We start from the raw sequence: 244 nt of genomic DNA on the forward strand, positions 1-244 counted from the left end.
CGTGCCCGCCATCATCGTGCGGCTGGTCCTCGCGTTCCGGCGGCCGCGGCTGGTCGGCACGGCTTTCCTGGTGCGGGTCTCCGCGACTCCGCTACTGCTGGTCGGCACGATCGCGCTTCTGATGGGAGAGGTTCCGCAGAAGGTCAGGTTCGGGCTCTCGGAGGACGCCCTCAACGACTACGCGGCTACCGTGACCGCTACGGAATGCGACCCCACCTCCTTCGAGAAGCGACGTGTGGGCCTT

General features: G+C 67.6%; 1 protein-coding gene. It reads left to right on the plus strand.

Going from position 1 to position 244, the window contains the following annotated elements; translation table 11 throughout:
• Nucleotides 1-244, plus strand: a 244-nt coding sequence (locus ACGWYJ_RS39130) for a hypothetical protein (protein WP_395111778.1), incomplete at both ends; no start/stop codon positions are given.

The sequence above is a fragment of the Actinomadura sp. SCN-SB genome (assembly GCF_043906805.1).
Classification (GTDB): Bacteria; Actinomycetota; Actinomycetes; order Streptosporangiales; family Streptosporangiaceae; genus Spirillospora.